Genomic DNA, 18371 nt, shown 5'->3' on the forward strand with positions numbered 1-18371 from the left:
ATGTTCAAAATACATTTAAACCGATCGATTTTTCTTCATATACATCATTAGATAAAAGGAGTGAATGTTTTATGCAACGTATTACGCTTGAACAAGTTTTTAAACATCACATTACACAAAAATATGTAAACCGTTCTGGAATGGTCCACGCGATCGCTGTCGCTTACCATGCGTTTCACTTAGCGAAAAAGCATCATGCCTCAGTCGATGCTGCAACAAAAGCTGGTTTCCTTCATGATATCGGACATCACACATGGTACAGTGAGGGAGCATGGGATTATGACTTGTATAAAAAGAATGATATACATGCGATTAAAGGTGCAGAAAGAGCTCATAAATTGCTTATTAGATTAGGAGAACATCCGAAACTAGCAAAAGAAATTTCTATCGCGATTCTTCTTCATACAGATTCTTTCTTAGTACAGCAAGAAATTGAAAGAACATCTCTTCAAAACATTATTAAATGGGCAGACGAAGCAGATGAAGAACCGGGCGGAGCGCACCATTATAGAACAATTTCTTATGAAAAAGCACTTAAAGCAATTCAGCAGTTAGATCGATTGGTAGAGCGTGAATTACAAATAGAGCAATCGAAATCGAACAATAAAGCAGAACATAGTTATCAATGAGAAAGAGGAATCACTATAGGGTGATACCTCTTTTATTATTTTACGAAAAATACACCTTTATATGTAATATTTGGATATTACACTCAAAAACAAAATACTTTATAATTAAATATACAAATATAAAGAGGTGATTTTATAAATGCAACCCGCTACACAACTTTCTAATGAACAGAAATATTCTATGTCATGGGGACAATTTATTAGCTCCGTTTTATTCGCTTTTTTCGGAACCGGACTTATTACTGTGTTCCTAGCAATGCCCTTAACAATTTATACAGCAGGTCTTACAGATAAAAAACAAATTGCCCTGTATGAATCTATCGTAAACACTGCAAGTATCGTATTACAACTAGCCGTGTTGTTATTCTTCATTTTCAAATTCGAACCCGCAAAAAAATTACTACTACAATCTTTTAACTTTAAAGTACTTAAAGAATGGCGTACATACGTATACTTACTTCTTTTCTTCGCTATAAACATTTTAATCAATTACATCTTGTTAAATTATATGTTCCAAGACGCAACAAAGCAGCAATCTTCCGCACTTAACTTAGACGTTTTTAAGCAGTATCAAATATTATTACTTCTCGGCTTCGCAATACTCACACCAATTTTTGAAGAACTTATTTTCCGTGGCTTTATGCTTCGCTTCTTCTCTGAGCGATTTCCATTTTGGATTGCAGCCATCATAACAAGTTTCTTCTTCGGTATCGCTCATACATACTCACTTGGAGTCATGGTAATTACTTTCTTCATGGGATTATTAATGGCTATTTTATGTAAAAAAACAAAATCCATTATTCCAGCTATGTTATTTCATATTATGAATAATATGTTGGCATTTTTGAGCTAAAAAGAGGTATCATCACGATACCTCTTTTTACTCTTTTATCACAACTTCAAACTCTTCCGTGTGCACAGAACATCAATGTAAAATCATTACTGTCTGTAAATATTAGCTTCAAAATATCATTTTTACTACACTGATGACTTTTTTGTATAAATATTCTATAACCTTTATATATAACTATAAAATAAGCAAGGATAGGTGATTCACTATTATACAAGCCACGCAACTAACTTACCCACAAAAACACCCTATGTCACTCTCACAATTTCTATTTTCACTCGTTTTTGCGATTTGGGGAACAGGATTTCTAGCCGATCTCTTTATAGGCCTTCCTACCGTTATTTATACAGAAGGTTTAACCGATCCAAAACAAATTGCTTTAACAAAATCACTTACTACTTTTGGGAGGCATTTATTTGTATTGTGCATTTTATTAATTTTAATTTATGCATATAAGCCATTAAGAAATTTAATTGTCCCGACACTAAACTTTACAGCATTAAAAAAAGTAAGCACATACATCTATATCATTCTTTTTTATGGACTACATATCGTTAATGATATATTTATAATTAATAATATTTTTCCTAATGCGGTAAAAGAGCAGTCATCCGCTTTAGACCTAGAAATGTTAAAACAATACAAACTATTATTGCTAATAGGTGGCGCTATACTTGTACCTATTTTTGAAGAACTTATAGTCCGCGGTATTATTCTTCACTTCCTACAACAGCGCTTCCCATTTTGGATTGCAGCGTTTGGGTCTAGCTTCCTCTTCGCAATAGGTCATATATACTCAGCTGGTGTGATGTTTAGTATGTTCATCATGGGTCTATTTATGGCCATTTTATGTAAAAAAACAAAATCCATTATTCCAGCTATATTACTTCATATTATGAATAATATGTTAGCCTTTTTAGGATAAAAAGAGGTATCATCGCGATACCTCTTTTCACTCTTTTATCACAACTTCAAACTCTTCTTCCGTTAACACTTTTCGATAATTCGTTTTCTTTTCTCCCTCTTCACCAGAAGTTAGGACAGGCGTCAGAACAATTTTCTTTACACTATCTTCTTCCACGTAATGCTTCATAAAGATTTCTTTATCATTCTTCTTTAAATGATCTAATATATGTTGCATATCATTACTAATTTCATTTTTAGTCGTATCGGTATGCATCGCTATTTCAACTATTTTGATCTAACCCTTTTTCATTTACTGTTTTCGCATATTTCCTCGCATAATCGATAGATTTATATTTTGTAATAGCTGCAATCCAGTTTTTTAAAGTATTTTTCTCCTCATCATACTTTTCAATATGATTCCAAATTGCCAATAACACATCATCCATACATTCCTCTTGTACATCTTGAAACGAAGCTAAATGCTTCTGAATAATACTTTTTATAAGTCCACCGTACTGGTCGATAATAAAGTATAATGCTTTTTCATTCCTTTTCCTTAGCTGCATTGCAACGTTCTCTATATCTATTAATTCGTATCATCACTTCTCATTTCTATCAATTTATACATATTCATTAATAATATCCAAAATAAACCTCATGTAGTAAAATATAACTGATTACATAGAAGGAGACTATATATGTTGAGCTTACTTTGGGTTGTTTATATGCCACTTCTTGTTTTATGCGGATTTTTTGGTGGTATTTTTTTAATTGTTACTAGCATGAAACATCGTAAATTATTTGTTGGTTTAATGGGGCTACTTAGCTTCTCCTTTGTCACACTACCTTTTGTTTTTTTTGGCATGGGAGTGGATAGCAATGCAATCCTCCCTATTTCAACTACTTTATATTGGATACTATTTTCTTTAACTGGATTATTAGCAGGGGGAAGTGGAGTCCAAGCCAAAATTAAAAGTATACGTAATATGGGATTCATTATTTTTACCGCTGGAATATTAGGGGTTATTTTCTGGGTACTCGTGTCTGTAGGTGATTCATTCTATATATAATATTTTTTAGAAACCCATAAATCGGAGGTAATACAGGAGTGTTCGGAATATTAACTTGGATGATTTTAGCTCTTACTTTGATGTTATGCGAGCTCATCGTCGGCATTTTTTTAATTATTGCTGGCATGAAACACCGTAAATTACTTACTCTTATCGCAGGTTTAATTAGCATATTACTTATCGTTGTTCCTATCATTTGTATAGGTTCTGGAATAGATTTAGAGGGGATGGTTCCAATTTCGGGAACTTTATATTGGTGTTTCTTCTCTTTAGCTGGACTATTAGCTATTATAAGTGGAAGACAAATATCAAGTATTCGTGCTATGGGGACAATTTTGTTTATAACAGGGCTGTGCTCCGTAACTGGTTATCATTTTTTATATCTCACTCTTTAACAAGACAAAAAGCAGGGAAATTAATTCCCTGCTTTTCTATTTGGTTTATTGCCTGACGGTAAGAAGAACGATAACACCCAAGCAATACCAGCTAATATTGTCGCAATTAAGAAGGCATCGTTAATACCGTTAATTGCAGATAGCTTTGAAATTTGTCCAAATAATAGTTGCGTGCTCATCGCATCTCCTGCTTGCGCTGATCCGGCAATCGCTGCTAAACTTTGGCCCATACCGTGTACTTTATCAACTAAAATTGGGTTTGACGTTGTTAACATGTTGCCGTAATCTGCTACGTGAGCAGTCGTTTGCTGCGTCATAAGTGTAATTAATATCGCTGTTCCAATTGAACCAGCTACTTGTCTTGACGTATTTTGCGTTGCTGTACCGTGAGAAATTAATTTCATCGGCAGTGCGTTCATACCTGCTGTCATAATTGGCATCATAATGAATGACATACCAATTGAACGTATAATATAATCCGTCATAATAACGCTATACGGTGTATCCATCGATAACGTTGTGAATTCATATGTCGCAAACGTTGTAATGGCTAAACCGACAATTGCTAACGGACGAATACCATACTTATCAAATAGTTTACCTGCAATAGGTCCCATGATCCCCATAATTAATGATCCTGGAAGTAGTAATAAACCTGATTCTATCGGTGTGAAACCGCGAATGTTTTGCAGATATACTGGAAGCAATAACATACCTCCGAATAATGCCATCGTAACAATTGCATTAATTACTAAAGTAAAAGTAAATACTGGGTATTTAAACACTTGTAAATCAAGCATTTTATTGTCCGTTGTTAGCTCTCTCCAAATAAATACCGCAATACCTACTACACCAATGATAAGTGAAATAACAACCTCTGCACTAGTCCAGCTATTATTTCCTGCTTCACTAAATCCATACAATAAGCTACCTAGTCCAATACTTGAACTAACAACACCGAATACATCTAACTTCGTTTTAGATACCGGCTGAGCTAGTGTAAAGAATTTTAAAGATAGGAACGTAATAATTAAACCAATTACAAACATTCCGTAGAACATTAAGTTCCAGCTATAGTTTTCAATCACCCAACCTGTTACAGTTGGTCCAATAGCTGGTGCTAAAATCATCGCTACACCTAGTAATCCCATCGCTGCTCCGCGCTTATGAGGCGGGAATAATGTCATGAAAATATTCATACCAACCGGCATTAAAATACCTGCACCCACCGCCTGAATAACGCGGCCCGTCATCATCATTGTAAAGTTTCCTGAAATAGCACAAATGATAGATCCTACCGTGAAGAATAACATTGCCGCTACGAATAATTTACGATACGTAAATCGTGAAACTAAAAAGGCACTAATCGGTACTAAAATACCATTTACAAGCATGAAACCTGTAATTAACCATTGTGCTGTTGAAGTTGATACGTTAAATTCATTCATTAATGGAGGCAATGCAACATTAATAATTGTTTGGTTTAAAATAGAAACGAACATGCCGAGAATTAATACAGCTACAACTGCTTTTACGTTCACATTTTCTACAGGCGTAGACATTTGTTTTTTTGGCACTTCTTTTTCTTGTTTTACTTCTTCTTGCTTTCCTGTTTCTAACTCAACTACATTAGAAATTTCTGCTTCTTGCTTTCGTTCAATTTCTTTCTCTTCTGTTTCTACCTTACTTACTTCTATTTTATTTACGGCTGGGACTTGTTCTTCTCCCACATTCGTTTTTTTCTTTCGTAAAAGACGATTTACAAGGAAGAAGACGATTATACAAAATAGTGCATATCCTGCAATTGCAATTGAGGACATCTCATCTCCCCCTTACTTATGAATACGAACTGACACATTCATTCCAGGAACAATATTTACTGATTTACTATGATCTAAAGAAATTTTAACTGGTACTACCTGTGTTACTTTCGTATAGTTCGCTGTTGCGTTGCTTGATGGTAACATAGAGAATGTATTCGCTGTTGTTAATCCAACTTGCTCTACTTTTCCTGATAACGTTGTATCTGGGTATGCATCTACATACACATCTACATCTTGACCTTTTTGTACATCGTCAACATCTGTTTCTTCAATGTTTGCTGTTACCCATAAATTGTTCATATCAAATGCGTAAGCAATTGGGCTACCTGCTCCAACGAAAGCATTTGTCGTCGCGTTTGATTGTACAACTGTTGCATTTTGCGGAATTGTTACGTCTACTGTTTGTTCTCCATTTGCTGCCGCTACAGTAACAGCACCTAATTTGTCATTCTCGTTGTAGTTCTTTCCTACTTCAGCTTTCCAGTCAGTTAATTTACCTGCTACTGGTGATGCAATTGGAATTACTTTTCCATCAATTTTTGCATTTTCTGTTTTTAAATAATTTTCCGCTTGATTGTAATAGTAATAACCGCCAATACCGCCGCCAACTAGTACAATTAATGTGATAATGTTAATAATCACCATTCTTCGAAACTGATTCATTGCATTCCTCTCCTTATATCGCATATAATTTTTTTCTAAACTATTTACGTCCTTATTGTTTAGACTGTTTAATTGTTAATTATATTAACTTTTAAACAAAAAAATCACACCATCTGCGGTGTAAATCGAAATTTATCTACCTGCGAGCGGTGCTGATTTCTGAAGGACTATCGTTTATAATTATAAATAATTATTTTGAATCTACAACCGACAATTTACGTATGAAATGTCGCTTAAACAACAATATAATACCTATATGTTGTTTAAGTATAAAAAATTAAACGAGGGGAAGTAAAAATGTCTATTAAAAATACAAATGATCCACGTGTAAAGCGGACGAGACAACTCATACAGGATGCTTTTGTCGCTTTAGTAGGCGAAAAAGGATTTGATGATGTAACTGTTCAACATATTGCAGAACGTGCTCCCGTAAATCGTGCTACGTTTTATAGCCATTACCATGATAAATATGACCTATTAGACAAAAGCATCGAAGAAATGTTAGAGAAATTAACAGAAGTTATTAAGCCGAAAAATAGAAATAAAGAAGAGTTTCAACTTACATTTGATTCACCACATCCGACATTTTTGGCTTTGTTCGAACATATCGCAGAAAATGTGAACTTCTATAACGTTATGCTTGGTGATAAAGCCGCTGGAAACTACTCTTATAAAATGATGAAAACAATACAAACACATTTAACATTAAGCTTGTCTATTTCACAGCCAGATGATAAAGATCTTATGGTTCCTCGTGATATTTTAATTAGTTATGTGACAGGAGCTCATATCGGGATGATTATGTCATGGTTAAAAAGAGGGATGATTTATACCCCGCATTTTATGGCCATGCAATTAACTCGTTTAATTATTTTAGGAGCTCATACTGCTGCAGGATTAGAACGACCTTTTTAAAACATAAAAAAGCGAAGGAGAACCTCCTTCGCTTTTTCTATTAATTAAATGTAATGTTATGTACAGCCTCTTTATCAAGACGTTTAATAACTTCTACAATTAACTTCACTGCATTTTCATAGTCATCACGGTGTAACATTGCCGCATGAGAATGAATGTAGCGCGTTGCAATCGTAATTGCCATAGACGGAATACCATTTACAGCAATATGAATGGCACCTGCATCCGTTCCACCGCCCGCTACTGAATCATATTGATACGGGATTTGTAATTCGTCAGCAACATCAACTACAAAGTCACGTAAACCTGTATGTCCAATAACAGAAGCATCATATAAAATGATCTGTGGTCCATCACCCATTTTACTTTGCGCTTCTTTTGCCGTTACACCTGGTGTGTCACCAGCGATACCAACATCTACTGCGAATGCGATATCTGGTTTAATATAGTTCGCAGATGTTTTCGCACCACGAAGACCAACTTCTTCTTGTACAGTCCCTACGCCGTATACAACGTTTGGATGCTTTTCATCTTTTAATTGTTTTAATACGTCAATTGCAATTGCACAACCAATTCGGTTATCCCATGCTTTTGCAAGTAACATTTTTTCATTTTTCATCACTTGGAATTCAAAGTAAGGTACAACTTGATCTCCTGGTCGTACGCCCCACTCCATTGCCTCCTCTTGGCTAGAAGCACCAATATCGATGAACATGTCTTTAATTTCAACTGGTTTTTTACGCGCTTCTGGAGATAAGATGTGCGGTGGTTTTGAACCAATTACACCTGTTACATCTCCTTTACGTGTTACAATTGTCACGCGCTGCGCAAGCATAACTTGTGACCACCAGCCACCAACTGTTTGGAAACGAAGGAAACCTTTGTCATCAATTTGCGTAATCATAAAGCCGACTTCATCTAAATGACCTGCAACCATAATTTTCGGGCCGTTTTCTTCCCCTACTTTTTTCGCAACTAAGCTTCCTAAATTATCAGTAGAAAGTTCGTCCGCAAACGGCTCAATATATTTCTTCATTACTTCGCGTGGTTCACGCTCGTTACCCGCAATACCACGAGCATCTGTTAATTCTTTTAGCATTGTCAATGTCGCGTCTAATTTTGTCATTGCCAACACCCTCCTTTTTCTTCAGTCACTTCATTATACAAAAGGAAATTGAAATATTCAAAAATTAAATCAGTATCCTTGTGTTTGACGCTGATGATTTACTTCATTTTTATCTAAATATGCCTTTTCAATCTCTTCTTGCTCAAACTCTAGCGCTTGTCCAAGTCGAAGATAGCTTGTAAATAATTCAATATAGTTCGTAATAGATGGTTGATCTGTAAAACGAATTACTTTCGCATATGTGTCTAAGAAAATTTCTACTTGTGTTTTATTCGTTTGTGCACATTTATAGAATAGGAAGTTTTTATCAATACCTAAATCAATTCCGATTGATAAGATAAAATGCAATCCATCTACGTATTCTTCTAATATTACTTCACGTTCTGATGCTGGTTTGTTGCTCCAATATTTAAAACAACGTGTTTCATTTGCAAGTTCTCCAATTTCTACAAGAAGAGCTAACATTTTTTCTTTTAACAACTTTTTCGGTTGTAAATCATGCTCTTTCACAATACGGTCATCTAATTCTTTTTGTAATTTAAATAGTTGTAGTAAGTCCATTCTATTGTCCTCCTCCAACATCGCATTTTACGCAACAATGTTGTTTCATCTCAAAGTTCATTATTATTTTTCGTTTCTTATTAATAAGTCAGCCATTTACCTCTTTACAAAATAGCTTGTCCTTAATTTACAAATACGTTTCAATCATCACTATTAGATTGTTCACTCCGATTGGTGATAGTTAATCATTATCCGGGGATTGTCCACTGATAAAAAATTTATTTTATCTGATGAAAGTTCCATATCATCTTTCCATTATAGCAGTGTCGTTTCAGGTAGGAAAGATACTCTTCTTTCCAAAGGGGGATAATTGAAAAAAGCCAGGAGAATTCTCCTAGCTTCATATATATATTCTTCTATATCGCTATAGCTTTTATATTGATTTTGTCATATCGATAACGACATACTTCTCTTTGCATACAAATAAAAAAACCTTAGAAGAAAAATCTTCTAAGGTTTCAACTAATTAATTAGTTAATGTTGTTTTTTGCAACTGTTGCTAATTCAGCGAAAGCTTTTTCGTCATGAACAGCTAAGTCAGCAAGCATCTTGCGGTTAACTTCGATGCCAGCATTTTTAAGACCGTGCATTAAGCGGCTGTAAGAAAGACCATTCATACGAGCTGCTGCGTTGATACGTGTAATCCATAATTTACGGAAGTCACGTTTCTTTTGACGACGGTCACGGAATGCATACATTAGAGATTTCATAACCTGTTGGTTAGCAACCTTGAATAATGTACTCTTAGAACCGTAGTAACCTTTTGCTAATTTTATAACTTTTTTACGACGTTGACGAGTAACTGTACCACCTTTTACTCTTGGCATAATATTACCTCCTAATTGTTCTATATATCAGCCGAACTTATTTTAAGTTGTCAAGCATTTGACGAATGCGTTTGAAGTCACCAGCGCTTACTACACCAGCTTTACGTAGTTTACGTTTAGCTTTTGTAGATTTGTTAGCGAATAAATGGCTTGTGTAAGCGTGAGAACGTTTCAGTTTACCTGATCCAGTCTTTTTGAAACGCTTTGCAGAGCCGCGATGAGTTTTTTGTTTAGGCATAGGTATTTCCTCCTCTATCTATTACTTATCGTTTTTCGGTGCTAAAACTAAGAACATACTACGTCCTTCCATTTTAGGCTTAGATTCAATTGTACTAACTTCAGCACAAGCTTCTGAGAAGCGATCTAAAACACGTTGACCGATTTCTTTATGAGTAATGGCACGTCCTTTAAAGCGAATTGACGCTTTAACCTTGTCGCCTTTCTCTAAAAACTTGATAGCATTACGAAGTTTTGTGTTAAAGTCATGTTCATCAATTGTTGGACTTAAACGAACTTCTTTCATGCTAATTACTTTTTGATTTTTGCGCTGTTCTTTTTCTTTCTTCTGTTGCTCAAAGCGGAATTTACCGTAGTCCATAATGCGGCATACTGGCGGTTTCGCATTTGGAGCAACTAATACTAAATCAAGATTAAGATTTGCAGCTAAGTCTAAAGCGTCATTACGAGACTTGATTCCAAGTTGATCGCCATTTGCACCAACTAAACGTACTTCACGTGCACGAATTTGCTCGTTAATCATCATATCCTTGCTAATAGTAAGCCACCTCCAAGGTTTTTTCAGAACATCTTTTGTAGTCATAGAACCCGACAAAAAAAGTGCGGGCATACGACACCCACACTTGTAAATTCTTAAGTAAGAAATACATTTACCTGTAAACTGCGAATGCGTCCATCAGGTGAGAAGCGGGTGCTTCTACTTGTTCCACAAAACAATATTCTATTATCCTTGATGAGTTTATCATAGGACATGACGTCTGTCAAGAAGACGCAATGTTTTTTACTAACAACAAGAAATATTGTAACAAACAACTAACATACTTGCAATACTTTTTTATGATAAGTATAGTTTGGTTATTTTTTCTAGTTTTTCTTTTTTATAATACATACGAAAGCCGCGGTATACCGCGGCTCTGTCTTATCGTTTTCCTTCTACTTTAATCATATCAACAAAAGCATCTAATGCAATTGTTTCTGATTTTTGTTCACCGTATTTACGTACGTTTACGCCGTTTTCAGTTACTTCATTGTCACCTACTACAAGCATGTACGGGATTTTTTGCATTTGTGCTTCACGGATTTTGTAACCAATTTTCTCTTCACGAGTATCTAATTCAACACGGATACCAGCACGACGTAATTCATCTTGTACTTTCTTCGCATAGTCTAAATGTACTTGCGGAGAAACTGGAATTACTTGCGCTTGAACTGGAGCTAACCAAGTTGGGAATGCACCTTTGTATTCTTCAATTAAGAAGGCTACGAAACGTTCCATAGTTGATACAACACCACGGTGAATTACAACTGGACGATGTTGTTTACCGTCTTCACCAACGTAAGATAATTCAAAGCGTTCTGGAAGTAAGAAGTCTAATTGTACAGTTGAAAGTGTTTCGTCTTTTCCAAGAGCAGTACGAACTTGAACGTCAAGTTTTGGACCGTAGAATGCCGCTTCACCTTCAGCTTCATAGTAATCAAGACCCATTTCATCCATAGCTTCTTTTAACATACCTTGTGCTTTTTCCCACATCTCATCATCAGCATAGTACTTTTTAGTATCAGCTGGGTCACGATAAGATAGACGGAATGAATAGTTCTCTAAACCGAAATCTTTGTACACTTCTAGAGTTAAGTTTACAACACGTTTTAACTCTTCTTTAATTTGATCTGGGCGAACGAAAATGTGCGCATCATTTAAAGTCATTCCACGTACACGTTGTAATCCAGATAATGCTCCAGACATTTCATAGCGGTGCATTGTTCCAAGTTCCGCAATACGGATTGGTAATTCACGGTAGCTGTGAATATCATTTTTATAAACCATCATGTGGTGAGGGCAGTTCATCGGACGAAGTACTAACTCTTCATTATCCATTTCCATTGATGGGAACATACCATCACGGTAGTGATTCCAGTGACCAGAAGTTTCATAAAGCTCTCTGCTTCCTAGTACTGGAGTGTATACGTGATCATAGCCTAAGCTTGCTTCTTTATCAACGATGTAACGCTCGATAATGCGGCGGATAGTTGCACCTTTTGGTAACCAAAGTGGTAAACCTTGTCCTACTTTTTGGCTATTAGTAAATAGTTTTAATTCTTTACCTAATTTACGGTGATCGCGCTCTTTCGCTTCTTCAAGCATACGTAAGTGCTCATCTAATTCTGCTTTCTTAACGAATGCAGTACCGTAAATACGTTGTAGCATTTTATTATTGCTATCGCCGCGCCAGTAAGCACCCGCAACGCTTAATAATTTAAATACTTTAATTTTCCCTGTAGATGGAAGGTGAACACCACGGCAAAGGTCGAAGAATTCGCCTTGTTCATAGATTGAAATAACTGCATCTTCTGGAAGATCGTTAATTAAATCTAATTTTAACTCATCGCCGATTTCTTCAAAGCGACGAAGTGCTTCTGCACGTGGTACTTCATGACGAACGATTTCTAAGTTTTCGTTCACGATTTTTTGCATTTCTTTTTCGATTTTCTTGAAGTCTTCAACTGTAATTGCTTCTTCCATATCAATATCGTAGTAGAAGCCATTTTCAATTACTGGACCAATACCAAGCTCAAGCTTAGCATCTTTATATAAACGTTTTAACGCTTGTGCTAATAGGTGGGCTGTTGAATGGCGTAAAATATATAAGCCATCTTCAGAATCTAATGTAATAATAGAAACTGCACCATCTTCTTCGATTGGTGTAACAAGATCGATCATCTCATCGTTTAATTTTCCAGCCACAGCTTTTTTCTTTAAGCCTGGGCTAATAGAAGCTGCGATTTCTTCAGTTGTTACGCCTTTTGGAAACTCCTTCACAGCTCCATCAGGGAAAGTAATTTTAACTACATCTGCCATCACTGGTCACTCCTCTTTTTTTCAAAATAAAAAACACTCATCCCGTAAAAAGGGACGAGTGTTGAATTCGTGGTTCCACCCTTGTTCCAATTAACATTATTGTTAATTGCTCAAGTTCAACATAACGGTGTTGTCCGTTAGCAATTACTAGAAAAAAACGTTCACTGCTAAAGTTTAGAGGTGGTAAGTAATAATCCCGTACTAGGAAGCTCACACCCTAAGGCTTCCCTCTCTGAAAATCGTAGAAAACTACTCATGTCCTCATCATGACATTTCAATATATTTCATTTATGTAGGTAATTATATGCTCAAAAACTTAGAAAATCAAGGGCGTTACCTTTATTTTTTAAATTTTTCACATTGCGCTCAAACTCATGTAATCCATGTAATTGGACCCGTTCTTGAAATACATTTCGCAAAGTAATAATCATATTATGGTCTTGTTCTTTCGTATATAAATAAATTTTTTTCGGCGAAATAGAAAGAAGTGGTGCAATTACTTTCGTATCAATATATACATCCTTTTGCTTTAATAATTCCTCATCTATATATTGGACCAATTTCTCCTGTTTTAAACGTCTACCTTTATCGTCATAGAAAATAAAGCTTTCATCAAAAATAAGATGCACACAGGACAAACGTGATTTTCGGCTACGTACTTGTTGCCTTAGCGTCTCAATAAACATTTGATATTCTTGTTCCAACTTATACTCATCAATCGACACTCCAGCAAGCTTAGCTACCATTTCCCTATATGTACGAAGGCGAAAACGAACATATGATGAAAACGAGAACGAAAGCGGATCACAAAGCCAGTTATTTAAAGAAGATTTAATATATGATTCAAATGTGTGACGTGTTAATTCTCGAGCAATCTCTTTTCTTCTTCCCTTTAAAATCTCTTGTGCCATATGCAATATTTGATGACACTCTTCCTCTTCTTCATAAAAAAACTTCTCTTTTAAGATTGTATAAATCCACTCATTTTGCTTTACATTCACAATGAAATATACCATTACTGGCAATAAAATCTTTTCAATATAATTCGATTCACATACTGGTATGTGAATCACCACTTTTTGTTCCTGTAAATACACACTCGTTTCCTTATATAACAGTTCCGCTCTTTTCAATAGTTGTCTATATACATGCATAGCATCATTTTTTTCTTCGAAGCAAATTTCAATCACTTTTGTCCCCCCTTTTATCCCTGCTCTAAAGGATTGTATCTATACGTTACAAATCCTATAAGAGTCCGTCCCGTGGAAGTTCACTCTTAGTAGAATTACATTTCCTATCGTTAGAAAATCCACTCAATACGGCTTGCTAATTTTATATATATTAAGGGAGGGAGAAAAAAATGATACAAGCTACAATGAATTTTCTATAAGAAGTTTTTCGTTTTGCAATTCACCTAGTCTGAAAAGTGTTCAAAACAAAAAAGAGCAAGCTTTTCAGCTTACTCTTTACTTATGACGTCGGTTTTTTCCGCCAATCGGAATTGGCTTCGCTAAATATTTAATTCGTTCCATAATACGTGCTGCTTTCATTTGTTCTGCTTCACCACGCTGTGTATACGTTAAATGATGTTCCAATTCCTTGAAATCAAAGTTAGACGTAAAGAACGTCGGTAAGTTTTCTAACATACGGAATTGCAAAATTGCACCAAGCACATCGTCACGCACAAAGCTTGACATCGCTTCTGCTCCGATATCATCTAGCATTAAAACTTGTACGCGTTTCACCGCATCAATCTTTTCCCCAATCGAATTATCTTGAATCGAACTTTTAATTTCACGTAAAAATTCAGGGAAGTATACGAGCATCGAACTTATTTTCTTTTGAGCAAGCTCATTCGCCATTGCTCCTAACAAATACGTTTTCCCTACACCAAATTTACCGTACAAATATAAACCTTGTACTTTTTTACCAGGTTCATATGTACTTAAAAATTCATTGGCTGCACCAATTGCATCAATACGCGCATCTAAATCTGAAGGATCTAAGTTTTCCATCGTTGCCTGTAAAATGTCAGTTGGCATATATACACTTTGAACGAGTTTTTCATATTTCTTTCTCTCGTCATATGCTACTTTTCTAACGCAACGATCGTATTGAATATCAATCATCTTCCCTTGGATAACGAGCTTTGGCTCATATCCTTGCAGCATGTTTTTACACGAACCTAGATCCGGACAATCTGCGCAACCTACACTTTGTCCAATATATTCGTATAACTTCACAAGGCTGCGCTCAATCATAGAAGTTGTTACTTCACCTTGATGTTCGTCTATAAATTCTTTCACACGCGGATGTGCCATTACTTCCGCCTTTAATACTTCATATCTATTTTTAAAATTTTTATTTTCCATTAACTTTGCAAATGAATTTTGAATATGCTCCATTTTCTCACCTCAAAGAGCGTTCATTCTCTTCTATTAATCACGCTTATATTTTTTTAACACTTCTTCTAGTCGTTTTCGTTCATCATCTAACGTACTTGCATCTTTTTTCTTACTTACATCTTTCTTCACTGTTTCTTTCTCTTGTTCTTTCGGCTCTTCTTTCAGCCAATCTGGTACCATTTCTTTTCTTATCGTTTTCTTCGACGTACGGCCTTTTTTCTTCGTCTCAGCCCATTCTTGATATTGACGATTCTCTTCTTTCGCTAACGCCATTGCTTCAGCTACTGTACCGACCTTTTTACGTGCCCAATGCCCAGCAATTTTCTCCACATACGTTTTCGCAAGCTTCATATCTGAGCGTAGCATAACGTAATAAATAAGTACATTCACAACACCTGGCGTTAATTTTTGATTGATCATTACATCTTCAACGATCTGCAAGTCAGCCTTTGTCGCCTCTGCACCACCAGAGATTTCTTTTAATAGTTGTTTTGGTGAGATTTCCTCTAGCTGTTTGATTAACATCTCTTCTTGCGTAGAAGGCTCTTTTCCTTCCATCATACGTGCAGCGTGAGGTTGTACTCTTTCACTTAATACAGGTAACGCTTGACCGTTTTCGAACTGATACCAATCACGTGCTCCTTTTCTAAGCCTTTCGATATCAATTGTCTGCATCTCTGTCACCGTACCAAGAACGATATTTTGCATCGATAACACATCTACATCGTACACGTAAGCAAGTGTAATGACACATTCTCGCACTTGATCTGTAATCGCCTTTTTAGGGACAAGAGCGGACAAGCCATCTACAAATAAGGAGAAATCAAAGAAATCATTCCAAACTTTTGGAGAGTCTCCCTTCTCGTTACTTGGCATAGCTGTCGTTTTTGGAATACGAAGATCTTCTTGCGCATGCTCAAGCTGTCCTGGATTAAACGAACCAAACACATCATTGAAAGAACGCGTAACATTTTCATAAGAAGCAAAATCAAATTCTTCTTCTAAGAAATATTGCTTTACTTGATTATATTTTGTCCGACTCAATCGATTGTATAAAAAGATGCTTAACACAATATCATCAAAAAACTGCTTCGGAGATAAAGGTGGTTGCAATTCGTATATAAACATTCGAATATCTTTTTCTTTCTTAATATATACCTTCAAAAGCCCAATTGCTTCTAACTTTACTCGTTCCTCATATATTTCGGGAAGCTGCATTTGCATGGTCACCATAAGGGAATGGTGTGTATTCTCTTTTCCAAACACACGATCTTGCTCTAACTCTCCCCATAGTGTCATGTACAAGCTAAAAGCTCTACTACCTATTAACGGCTGATACAACATCGTTAACACTTTTCGGTCGTAATTATGCAGTAACCCTTTCGCACTTACTTTATAACGATCAATTGGCAATAGCTCCATCCATGACTGTTTTTCCATTCTTGCTTTTCCTTTCTCTCATCCAATCTATCCTCTACTTCATTCGTTCTATCTTCATTATATAATTTCTTAGCGAAAAAGAGCTATTAGCTTTCGCTTCTAGCTCTCTTATCTCATTACTTACGGTATGTAAAGAGAATAAAATACAACTTCTACTCTCTTTCTTTTTGCAGTATATCTTTTAATTCTTCAATAAATACATTTAAATCTTTAAATTGGCGATATACAGAAGCAAAACGCACGTAAGCAACATCATCAATATCACGCAGTTCTTCCATAACAATTTCACCAATCATATCACTTTTCACTTCTGATATACCTAAATTACGAAGTTCACGTTCCACACTTTGAGTTACTTCTTCTAATTGTCTTAAAGATACTGGTCTTTTTTCGCACGCTTTAATTAAGCCGCGCAAAATCTTTTCTTTATTAAACTCTTCTCGTGTGCCTTCTTTTTTTACAACGATAAGAGGTGACTCTTCTACTCTTTCAAATGTCGTAAAGCGACTTAAACAACTTTCACACTCTCTCCTTCTTCGAATAGAGCGCCCCTCGTCTACCGGACGCGAATCTAACACTCTTGTACCATTATGCGAACAGGATGGACAACGCAATATATTCACTCCTTTACACTATACTCTTTATTTTTTCTCTACTTACTTCATCTGACAATATATATACAATATTATATAACTCATTCTAACTCTCTTACCACTTTAAGTTTAAGCACATTATTTTATCATCTCGTTTTCAAAAATAAGATGGTAGATGGGGTGCTAACTTATTCGTAAGAGCTCAATTTATCTCACTAACGAGTACGTTATATTTTTCCTTTTTTATAAACTAAAAAAGAGGTGCATTATACACCTCTTTACATTTTAAATCAATTATGTTCTTTTTTAAAGAGCTTTTGTTTCTCTCTGCTTAATTTCGAAGCTACCAGTGCCTCGAGGAAGCTCGATGCTCTCACGCGTTTTCGCGTTTAAACCTTCTGCAATATATTCTGCAGCAACATTTGGATCAATACGATCCCCACAAGTATAAACATCAATACTTGCGTAACCGTGCTCCGGAAAGCTATGAATTGTTAAATGTGATTCCGAGATAATTACTACTCCACTTACACCTTGTGGTGCAAATTTATGGAAAGCAACCTCACGCACTTCAGCACCAGCTCTCAGTGCTGCATCCACAAATAATTGTTCAATATACGGCATGTCATTAAGCTTGTCGAAATCGCAATCCCAAAGTTCAGCGATTACGTGACGACCCATCGTATCCATAGTATCCATTCTACAGTTCCCCCTTGTAAATTTATTCTAACTGTTCGAATTGAAAACTAATTTGCAATTTGGCTTGCTCCACTACCACGGGGGAAAGTTAGTCCAGAGAGGTCCTAACCCTTTAAGTAGTGACTACGTACCTCAGCTCTTAAGTTTACGAGTGTTAGTATACTTTGTTTATTTTCATTTTGCAACAACAGTTTTTTCGATTTTCTGTCATATTTTCCTCTTTACTTTTCCCTAAAAAAAATAAACGATTCACAAATACAGTAATCACAACGTTTCGTGGTATGTCCACTTTCAAAAATATACTTATATAATTTTTTTCCTTTTCAGAAAAAAATAAAAAAAGAAGGCAAATATCCACTTGCCCTCTCCCTTATT

Annotated in this window: 19 protein-coding genes, 2 pseudogenes and 2 other annotated features; of the genes and pseudogenes, 6 read left to right on the forward strand and 15 right to left on the reverse strand. The window is 35.6% G+C overall.

From position 1 onward, the window contains the following. The first annotated feature begins 71 nt into the window (after positions 1-71). The 3 genes from MKX31_RS20715 (at position 72) to MKX31_RS20725 (ending at position 2404) form a co-directional block, all read left to right on the forward strand. Positions 72-629, forward strand: coding sequence for an HD domain-containing protein (locus tag MKX31_RS20715; protein ID WP_064474624.1), 558 nt, complete (start codon positions 72-74; stop codon positions 627-629). Positions 630-768: 139 nt separating this feature from the next. After that, positions 769-1482, forward strand: coding sequence for a CPBP family intramembrane glutamic endopeptidase (locus MKX31_RS20720; protein ID WP_064474623.1), 714 nt, complete (start codon positions 769-771; stop codon positions 1480-1482). Positions 1483-1729: 247 nt separating this feature from the next. Beyond that, positions 1730-2404 (forward strand): CPBP family intramembrane glutamic endopeptidase, encoded by a 675-nt coding sequence (locus MKX31_RS20725; RefSeq protein WP_064474622.1) that lies wholly within the window; start codon positions 1730-1732, stop codon positions 2402-2404. 27 nt (positions 2405-2431) lie between these two features. Here MKX31_RS20725 and MKX31_RS20730 read toward each other — a convergent pair. Together MKX31_RS20730 and MKX31_RS20735 are read right to left on the reverse strand one after the other, a co-directional pair. Next, a pseudogene (locus MKX31_RS20730) lies at positions 2432-2554 on the reverse strand (DUF4179 domain-containing protein); the annotation flags it as partial. Continuing rightward, a pseudogene (locus MKX31_RS20735) lies at positions 2534-2951 on the reverse strand (sigma-70 family RNA polymerase sigma factor); the annotation flags it as partial. The pseudogenes MKX31_RS20735 and MKX31_RS20730, both read right to left, overlap by 21 nt. 132 nt (positions 2952-3083) lie before the next feature. Between MKX31_RS20735 and MKX31_RS20740 the strand changes: the two are divergent. Together MKX31_RS20740 and MKX31_RS20745 are read left to right on the forward strand one after the other, a co-directional pair. After that, positions 3084-3455 carry a DNA-binding protein gene (locus MKX31_RS20740; protein WP_098111473.1) on the forward strand — a complete coding sequence of 124 codons (372 nt, stop codon included), beginning with the start codon at positions 3084-3086 and terminating at the stop codon, positions 3453-3455. Between the two features lie 38 nt (positions 3456-3493). Further along, on the forward strand, positions 3494-3850 hold the full coding sequence (locus MKX31_RS20745; RefSeq protein WP_064474619.1) for a hypothetical protein: 357 nt from the start codon (positions 3494-3496) through the stop codon (positions 3848-3850). Between the two features lie 20 nt (positions 3851-3870). On the opposite strand, the gene MKX31_RS20750 is transcribed toward MKX31_RS20745, so the two are convergent. Beyond that, positions 3871-5670: a DHA2 family efflux MFS transporter permease subunit gene (locus MKX31_RS20750; protein ID WP_000094767.1), complete on the reverse strand. Its 1800-nt coding sequence runs from the start codon at positions 5668-5670 to the stop codon at positions 3871-3873. Positions 5671-5682: 12 nt separating this feature from the next. Continuing rightward, positions 5683-6336 (reverse strand): HlyD family secretion protein, encoded by a 654-nt coding sequence (locus MKX31_RS20755; protein WP_001071413.1) that lies wholly within the window; start codon positions 6334-6336, stop codon positions 5683-5685. Between the two features lie 297 nt (positions 6337-6633). Here MKX31_RS20755 and MKX31_RS20760 point away from each other — a divergent pair, with 297 nt between their 5' ends. Continuing rightward, positions 6634-7251 (forward strand): TetR/AcrR family transcriptional regulator, encoded by a 618-nt coding sequence (locus MKX31_RS20760; RefSeq protein WP_000023655.1) that lies wholly within the window; start codon positions 6634-6636, stop codon positions 7249-7251. 40 nt (positions 7252-7291) lie between these two features. On the opposite strand, the gene MKX31_RS20765 is transcribed toward MKX31_RS20760, so the two are convergent. The 11 genes from MKX31_RS20765 to speD form a co-directional block, all read right to left on the reverse strand. Continuing rightward, positions 7292-8377, reverse strand: coding sequence for a M42 family metallopeptidase (locus MKX31_RS20765; RefSeq protein ID WP_064474618.1), 1086 nt, complete (start codon positions 8375-8377; stop codon positions 7292-7294). Between the two features lie 69 nt (positions 8378-8446). Then, entirely contained in the window at positions 8447-8938 is a 492-nt protein-coding gene (locus tag MKX31_RS20770; protein ID WP_000365057.1) for a dUTP diphosphatase, read from the reverse strand. 470 nt (positions 8939-9408) lie between these two features. After that, complete coding sequence (gene rplT, locus MKX31_RS20775; RefSeq protein WP_001138364.1) at positions 9409-9765, reverse strand: 50S ribosomal protein L20; 357 nt, start codon at positions 9763-9765, stop codon at positions 9409-9411. A gap of 37 nt (positions 9766-9802) precedes the next feature. Beyond that, positions 9803-10003 carry a 50S ribosomal protein L35 gene (gene rpmI / locus MKX31_RS20780; RefSeq protein ID WP_001125946.1) on the reverse strand — a complete coding sequence of 67 codons (201 nt, stop codon included), beginning with the start codon at positions 10001-10003 and terminating at the stop codon, positions 9803-9805. Between the two features lie 21 nt (positions 10004-10024). Further along, positions 10025-10528: a translation initiation factor IF-3 gene (gene infC, locus MKX31_RS20785; protein WP_000973214.1), complete on the reverse strand. Its 504-nt coding sequence runs from the start codon at positions 10526-10528 to the stop codon at positions 10025-10027. A gap of 62 nt (positions 10529-10590) precedes the next feature. Further along, positions 10591-10711, reverse strand: a sequence feature (ribosomal protein L20 leader region). A gap of 210 nt (positions 10712-10921) precedes the next feature. Continuing rightward, on the reverse strand, positions 10922-12859 hold the full coding sequence (thrS, locus tag MKX31_RS20790) for a threonine--tRNA ligase (protein WP_000786074.1): 1938 nt from the start codon (positions 12857-12859) through the stop codon (positions 10922-10924). A gap of 47 nt (positions 12860-12906) precedes the next feature. Further along, positions 12907-13136: a binding site (T-box leader), on the reverse strand. Between the two features lie 31 nt (positions 13137-13167). After that, complete coding sequence (gene ytxC, locus MKX31_RS20795; RefSeq protein ID WP_064474616.1) at positions 13168-14049, reverse strand: putative sporulation protein YtxC; 882 nt, start codon at positions 14047-14049, stop codon at positions 13168-13170. A 276-nt stretch (positions 14050-14325) separates the two neighbouring features. Further along, positions 14326-15264 (reverse strand): primosomal protein DnaI, encoded by a 939-nt coding sequence (dnaI, locus tag MKX31_RS20800; RefSeq protein WP_000400114.1) that lies wholly within the window; start codon positions 15262-15264, stop codon positions 14326-14328. 33 nt (positions 15265-15297) lie between these two features. After that, positions 15298-16704 carry a replication initiation and membrane attachment family protein gene (locus tag MKX31_RS20805; protein WP_064474615.1) on the reverse strand — a complete coding sequence of 469 codons (1407 nt, stop codon included), beginning with the start codon at positions 16702-16704 and terminating at the stop codon, positions 15298-15300. A 152-nt stretch (positions 16705-16856) separates the two neighbouring features. Beyond that, complete coding sequence (nrdR, locus tag MKX31_RS20810; protein ID WP_001203687.1) at positions 16857-17318, reverse strand: transcriptional regulator NrdR; 462 nt, start codon at positions 17316-17318, stop codon at positions 16857-16859. Between the two features lie 285 nt (positions 17319-17603). After that, positions 17604-17987 carry an adenosylmethionine decarboxylase gene (speD, locus tag MKX31_RS20815; RefSeq protein ID WP_002003660.1) on the reverse strand — a complete coding sequence of 128 codons (384 nt, stop codon included), beginning with the start codon at positions 17985-17987 and terminating at the stop codon, positions 17604-17606. Between the last annotated feature and the right edge of the window lie 384 nt (positions 17988-18371).

Source organism: Bacillus sp. FSL M8-0063, assembly GCF_038005545.1.
In the GTDB taxonomy this organism is placed as follows: Bacteria; Bacillota; Bacilli; order Bacillales; family Bacillaceae_G; genus Bacillus_A; species Bacillus_A wiedmannii.